6 protein-coding genes are annotated in these 6,840 nt (G+C 64.2%); 4 read left to right on the top strand and 2 right to left on the bottom strand.

Features of this window, described 5'->3' with window-relative positions; all coding sequences use genetic code 11:
• Nucleotides 1-312: 312 nt before the first annotated feature.
• From FV234_RS26395 to FV234_RS26390, 3 genes are all read left to right on the top strand, one after another.
• Complete coding sequence (locus tag FV234_RS26395) at nucleotides 313-510, top strand: hypothetical protein (protein ID WP_187273802.1); 198 nt, start codon at nucleotides 313-315, stop codon at nucleotides 508-510.
• Between the two features lie 651 nt (nucleotides 511-1,161).
• Nucleotides 1,162-5,076, top strand: coding sequence for an autotransporter domain-containing protein (locus FV234_RS24800; RefSeq protein WP_210250979.1), 3,915 nt, complete (start codon nucleotides 1,162-1,164; stop codon nucleotides 5,074-5,076).
• Nucleotides 5,077-5,285: 209 nt separating this feature from the next.
• Nucleotides 5,286-5,447, top strand: a complete 162-nt coding sequence (locus FV234_RS26390) for a hypothetical protein (RefSeq protein ID WP_187273801.1) — start codon at nucleotides 5,286-5,288, stop codon at nucleotides 5,445-5,447.
• A 47-nt stretch (nucleotides 5,448-5,494) separates the two neighbouring features.
• Here FV234_RS26390 and FV234_RS24795 read toward each other — a convergent pair whose 3' ends face one another.
• Nucleotides 5,495-5,710, bottom strand: coding sequence for a hypothetical protein (locus FV234_RS24795; RefSeq protein ID WP_147832317.1), 216 nt, complete (start codon nucleotides 5,708-5,710; stop codon nucleotides 5,495-5,497).
• A 128-nt stretch (nucleotides 5,711-5,838) separates the two neighbouring features.
• Nucleotides 5,839-6,159 carry a hypothetical protein gene (locus FV234_RS24790; RefSeq protein ID WP_147832316.1) on the bottom strand — a complete coding sequence of 107 codons (321 nt, stop codon included), beginning with the start codon at nucleotides 6,157-6,159 and terminating at the stop codon, nucleotides 5,839-5,841.
• A gap of 434 nt (nucleotides 6,160-6,593) precedes the next feature.
• Here FV234_RS24790 and FV234_RS24785 point away from each other — a divergent pair.
• The coding region (locus FV234_RS24785) for a hypothetical protein (RefSeq protein ID WP_210250978.1) at nucleotides 6,594-6,840 on the top strand (247 nt) is incomplete at its 3' end.

Genomic DNA, 6,840 nt, shown 5'->3' with positions numbered 1-6,840 from the left:
GCAGCCGGAAAGCCGAAAAGGAGCCGCACCGTGAGTTGACCAGACCCACCCAATGATAAACATCAACCCCTGAACCTGGGTCACTTCTCAACGAAAACGCCGGGTCAACTCTCAGCGGAAATCAACAAGCAGACCTTCCAGCCGTCCGCTATGGGGTCGAAACCAGTCGCTTACGTGTGCCCGGAAAACGGTCGTCTATCCGACATTTCGCTGAGGCCAATTGGGCGGGGTGGCTAAGGTTGGATCTCGGTCTATCCGCTCCTCGATGATCAGCGACGACAAGGTCAGCGTCTCGGCCTCGGCCTCGGACAGGTGCCCCTCTCCGAACGCCTTCCACAGCGCGGACGCCACGGCCGGCAACGCGGCGCGCGGGACCGCCTCCGCCTGCCGGCGGATCTCACCGCGCACGTCCGCGCCCGCCGCTTCATGGATGCCGGCGCCGAGCTGCTGGCCGCCGTCACCATCATCGCCGGGGGCGTGTTCGCCTACGGCTTCCTGCCGATCGTCTGAGGGGAGGCTGACATGCGCAACCTCTTGAACCGTCGCCCGAGCGCCAATCCCGAACCATCAAGCCAGTCAGGTCGTGTGGCTGCGCGGGAACGACGGGGACCGGGAAGCCGAGGCGCCAGAGACCGTGCTGCCGGTATCGGCGCTGCCTGGCGGGGCTCCGGTAACGTCGTGGCGGCGGCCGGTGCGGCGCTGCTCGACATGGTGGCGAAGTGGGTGGAAGACCAAGATAGCAACCGTGTCTCCCCTCCCTACTGAACAAGGGCGGATACCGGTAAGCTTCTTTTCTTATTGGCATTCCTTCACGCCTGGCGCACTTCAAAGAACGCCGGACCGACTGAACATCTTTCCAAGGCGGCTTCTACGTGGAACGAGCAATTGCCATATTATCCCGGTTGTAATTTCTCATCCATCCTAACAAAATTTCTTAAAAACCAGGCTATACTCGATATTCTTAGAAACGTACCTGCCTGCAGTATCTTATTTGCATCACTAGATAAAATGTATAAACCGGGTTCATAAATGAACTAGTGCTTAGGTTGACTCAACCGCACCACTCCGTATTAAGCTTAGTTGACCGTCCTTAAAAATAAGACGGCGTTTAAATAATTCTGTTGTAGATTGGGGGGTTCGATGACGTCTACAGGCACATCTTTGCGCCGGAGCTTGCTGCTGACCGTTCCGGTCTGGGCAGTCCTCGTCGCCGATGCGTACGCGGATTGTCAGCCGGCCGTCCCCGCCAACGGCCAGACGGTTACCTGCACAGGCAGCCAGCCGAACGGCTTCGTCGCCCCCGCCGCCGTGACCGGGCTGACCGTGAATATCGCCGCCGGGACTGCTGTCGGATCGCAGGCGACCAGCGCTAGCGCCAACCCGGGCTTCACCAACGTCCGTGTCAACGGCTCCAGCGCGGTAAACAATGCCGGCACGATCAGCAACACGGCGCCGGTCAACCGCGACAACTTCGGCGTCAACCTCGCCGGCGACCTGTCGACACTTAACAACACCGGCACGATCACGCTGACCGCGCCGGCTGGTAACGCTACGACGCGCGTCTATGGCGCTTATTCGAGCGCGCCGAGCACTGCTCAATACACCAGCACGACAGTGAACAACGCTGGCACGATTGCGGTGACCCAGAACGGCAACGGCATCGCCCGGGGTATCTATTCCGGTGAGAACACCACCCTGTTCACGATCAACAACAGCGGCCTGATCCAGGCGGCCCGCGGGGCAACCGCGACGGCGACCACCGCCGTGGTCGCAGGCATCGACTCAGACGACGACACTGACCGCCTAGTAATCAACAACGCCGCGGCCGGCCGCATCACCGCCATCGGCACCAACACCCGCGCGATTGGCGGCCGCGCCGCCCAATACGAGATCAACAACAGCGGAACGGTCACTAACTCCACAGCCGGCGAGGCAGCGATCGCCATCTTCGCGCTCAACCCAGGAAATGTCGGCGACGCCACCACGGTGCGCCCCTACAACACGGTGATTACCAACGCTGCCACTGGCGTAATCAACGGCGACGTCCGCAATTTCGATCAGGACCTTCAGACGGCCGCCACGGTGGTCAATCTGCGCCGCACCGGCACGGTCAACAACGCCGGCACGATCAACGGTAATCTCGCCTTCGGCAACGGCAATCAGGTCATCAACAACACCGGCCGGATCAGCGGCAACATTAGCTTTCTCGACGTAGCGACCGCGGGCACGGTTGCTGGAACCGTCAACACGGTCAACCTCGGCACGGGATCAAGCATCGGCGGCAACATCATCGCGCGCGGGCTTGGCACCAACAACCTCAACCTTGCCGGGACCGGCACCCTGACCGGCACCGTGGCCGGCTTCACCAACCTCACGCAGACCGCCGGCGCCTGGACCACGGGCAACGGATCAGTGCAGACCCTGTCGGGCAACCTGACGGTGGCCGGCGGTAATCTCACCCTCGGCGCTGGCTCGACCCAGAACGTCGCCGGCGTGATCCAGGTGACGGGCTCGGGCGCGCAGCTCACTGTCAACAACACGCTCACCAACAAGAGGGTGAACCTGTCGGGCTCCAACACCACGGTCGTCAACAACGGCACAATCACCGACACCGGCGCGGCGGGCCGCGCTAATACCGCCGCCACCCGCGTCTACGGCGTGCTCGCGAACTCGACGGGCGCCGACTTCGCCAACGCCGCGGTCGTCAACAACGGCACCATCGCGGTGACCGAGAACGGCGTCGGCATCTCGCGCGGCGTCTACGCCGGCGAGAACATCGCCTCGATGACGGTCACCAACTCCGGCATCATCTCGGCGACCCGCAACGGCACCGGCACCGCGGCGGTCGCGGCCATCGACTCCGACGACGACGTGGCTGCGCTCACGATCAACAACCGGGCCGGCGCCACGATCAGCGGCACCGGGACGGGGGTCCGCGCCATCCAGGGGCGGGCGCAGAGCTACACCATCAACAACGCCGGCACGATCACCGGCCCAACCGGCGGGCAGGCCATCGTCGTCTACGGCGCCGGCAACGCCTTCCTCAACAACGCCGCCGCCGGCACAATCAACGGCGACGTGCGCTTCACCGACGCCGACCCGCAGAACGCGACCACCGCCAACCGCCGTAACAGCACCACCGTCAACGCCGGCACGATCAACGGCAGCATCCTCTACGGGAGGGGCAACCAGACGCTGACCAACACCGGCCGCATCAGCGGGGCGATCACCTTCAACGACGTGGCCGCGAGCCGCAACGCGGTGACGCTGGGCACCGGCTCGACGGTCGGCGGCACGATCACCGCCAACGGGCTCGGCGTCAACGCCCTGACGCTGACGGGCACGGGGACGCTGGCCAGCAACGTCGTCGGCTTCACGACCCTGCGCGAGGCCGATGGCGCCTGGACGCTGGCCAACGGCACCTCGCAGAGCTTCTCCGGCGGCGCGACGGTCGCCGGCGGATCGCTCACCGTGAACTCGGTGCTGGCCGCCAACACGCTCGTCGGCTCAGCCGGCACGCTTAGTGGTACCGGCCGGATCGCCGGCACCCTGACGAATGCCGGCCTCGTCGCCCCGGGCAACGCGGCCACCCCCTACGGCGCGCTCTCGGTGACCAACTACGTGCAACAGGCCGGTGGAACGCTCCAGAGCGCGATCACCGCGGACGGCCAAGCCGCTCGCCTTGTCGCCTCGGGCACCGCTACGCTCAACGGCACCGCGAGCCTGATCGCGGCGCCCGGCACCTACCTGCCCAACACCCGCTACACTGTGCTCACCGCCGCCGGCGGCGTCAGCGGCACCTTCTCCGCCGTGACCGATAGCGGCAGCTTGCCCTTCCTGATCCGCCCGACGGCGTCGACGGATGGCAACAACGCCTACATCACCCTGGCGCAGCAGAGCTTCGGCCTCGTGGCGCAGACGAGCAACCAGGCGAACGCCGCCCGCGGCCTCGACGCGGCGCTCGCCAACAACCCGGCCGCGCTCCTCGTCATCGACAATCAAAGCAACGCCGGCATCGCCTCGACCCTCGACCGGGTCGCCGGCCAGGCCTACGCGTCGCTCGCCGACCCGCAGCTCCGCTCGGGCCGCGCCTTCGGCAGCCAGCTGCTGTCGCGGGCCTACGCCGCCAGCTCGGAGGCCGGGCCGCAGAGCTTCACACTGCCGCCCACCGTCTACGCCGCCGACCTGCCGAGCCGCGGCCCGGTTCCGGAGCCGCGGGTAATCGAGACCAACCGCGGCTACGGGCTCTGGGCCACCGGCTACGGCCAGTTCGGCAGCGTCGACTCCACCGCCAACGCCGCCGGCCGCAGCGAGACGATCGCTGGCCTCGCCACCGGCATCGACTTCCACCCGCAGGTTGGCACCGTACTCGGCATCGCCGCCGGCTATGGCTCGGTCGACGTCTCGCTCAACCGCACCGGCGAGCGGGCTCATACTGATAACGCCCAGGTCGGCGTCTACGGCGGCTTCGCGAACGGCCCGGTCTACGGCAACCTCGCGCTCGGCTACGCCCGCACCGAGGGCCGGGTGAACCGTTCGATCGGCGTGCCACAGCTCCAGCCCGGCGGTGCCCAAGGCAACGTGAGCGGCGACCAGTTCATCTCGGCCGGCGAACTCGGCTACCGCGTCGCCTTCGCCCCAGCCGCGGTGTTCTCGCCCTTCGTCGGCTTCCAGGTGAACACCTTCGATCAGGACCGTGTGCAGGAGACTGGCCTCGGCCCGTTCAACCTGAACATCGCGGCCCGCGACTTCCTCTCGGCCCGCACCCTCGTCGGCGGTCGGTTGGAGACCGCGACAGCGGTGCTCGGCGGCCGGGCGGTCTCGCTCTGGATCAAGGCGGCCTACGTCCACGACTTCGCCGATGTGAGCCGGACGATCAGCAGCGCCTTCGCCCTCGCTCCGACCGTGCCGTTCCTAGTCAACGGCCGGCGCCTCGATCGCGACCGAGCCCTGGTCGGGCTGGGGCTCAGCACCGAGCTGGCCCCGGGGCTCGCCGGCTTCGTCGCCTACGATGCCGAGCTTGCCTCCACGGACACGATCCAGGCAGTGCGCGGCGGTATGCGCTACAATTTCTGAACCGCACGGCGTCGGATCGGAAGGGGGGCCGGCTCGGATGGGAGCCGGCCCCTTTCGCATGCGTTCTGCGACGATAGACGAAGGGCATCGCCCGATGGGATGGGACAGGGCGCGGGCTCGGGGTTGCCCACGGCTCGGTTATAAGCCTGTCGATCTTGGATCTGGTATTAGGGAAGCCCACCAATGCACTGAACCATCACGGGAGCCAGATGGTGTGGCTTCGCGGCGATGATGGGGACCGCGAGGCCGAGGCGCCTGAGACCGAGCTGCTAGAGGTCGCAATCCCGTTCGTGGCGCTCGCGTGGGGCGGGCGGGGCAACGTCCTGGCGGCGGCCGGTGTGGCGCTGCTCAACATGGTCGGGGGACGCTGATGCCGATCCTTTCCGCTCGCGAAACAGAATGGCTCTTCTACCAAGGATTATGTCCCGTCCTTATCGTGATCCTGTAGGGCGATACGGCCAGCGTCGGTGATCTGCCATTCCTGCGAGCCGTTGTCGGAGGCGATCCCCGTCGGCTCGACTAGTCCCAGCTTCTGCAGCTGCAGGATGTCTCGGTAGCCTTCGGCGTAGAAGCGTCGCTCGCGCGTTAAGAGCACGAGACGGTAGTGCAGGCTGGGACGCAGCTTGCCCTTCACGACCCTTTCCGCTCGCGGAACCGGATGCCCGCCCTGCCGTGGTTGATAAATTCAACCCCAGCCGCCTCTAGCGCGGATTGCACAGCACGTACCGTGTTGAGGCCGCTCGTAAGCATCGCCGCGCCCTTTCACTCCACATAGGCCAAGACAGGCTTCCGAGCTTTTAAATCCACCACCGTAATGTTGGCAAACTCCTTGCCAATTTCCGTAAGTGAAATCATTATCCTTTCGCTGTTTTCCAGCTTAAGACACAATAAAGGCACTAACCATAGGTTTAATAATTGGGCATTTTTACACCAAATTTTACCTCTTGCAAGAACTCTATCAGATTTTTTAGTTAAAAGAATTTCATACCTAACACTGATCGGATTTGCTCCTGCAACCAAAATCAGTCCGTCTCCAGTTATGGTCCTTGGTAGCCTGTTGCGCTTGGAAAGCGTGAGGATCAAAGGGCGCCTTGTCATCCAATCAATCCTCCAAAATTTTGGCCTTTAGATGCGGGCAGCATATGCCGATCTGTGAGCACCGCGGTGATCGGAACGATCACCCGCAGACATTCGCAAGTAAATCAATTGCCAAAAGATCCCGGGCATTATTGCCGGATCAACCCATTAGCCTCCAGATCTCTCATGATTATGTTGCTCATACGCAACTCGAACGCTAAAACTTGCCGCAGTCCATACAAACTTTGGTGTTTCTCGGACGAGGCGTGTTGCCCCAAGCTTTTGAGCAATGAATAAGTTCGACGCAAGGTTTGGCCTCGTGAAGCCGCCACAACTAAAAAACGACGTGCATTGGGTCGAGGATGATAATGGGGACATTTCGAAACAGCCTTCTCGTATCGGTTGCGCTGTTACCCGGAACAGCTTGGGCACAGAGTTCGGTGACGCTGTCGGAGATCAGCGTCGTGTCGACGACGCCGGTCGGCGGCTCCGGCTCGGGCTCCACACGGGCCGCCCCGCCGCTCGGCGCGACCCCGGTCGTGTCGCCGAGCGCGGCACCGGTCTCGTCCGCCGGATCGCCGCGCCTGCGCGGCGGCGAGCAGCCGCTCTACAAGATCCCGAGCACGGTGGAGACCGTCACGGCGGCCGACCTCGACATCGACCGCGGCACCTTCAACGCGGTGGCGA

The organism is Methylobacterium sp. WL8 (assembly GCF_008040045.1).
In the GTDB taxonomy this organism is placed as follows: Bacteria; Pseudomonadota; Alphaproteobacteria; order Rhizobiales; family Beijerinckiaceae; genus Methylobacterium; species Methylobacterium cerastii.
The sequence above is the reverse complement of the archived record's forward strand: the minus strand, read 5'-3'. Positions and strand labels throughout refer to the sequence as shown.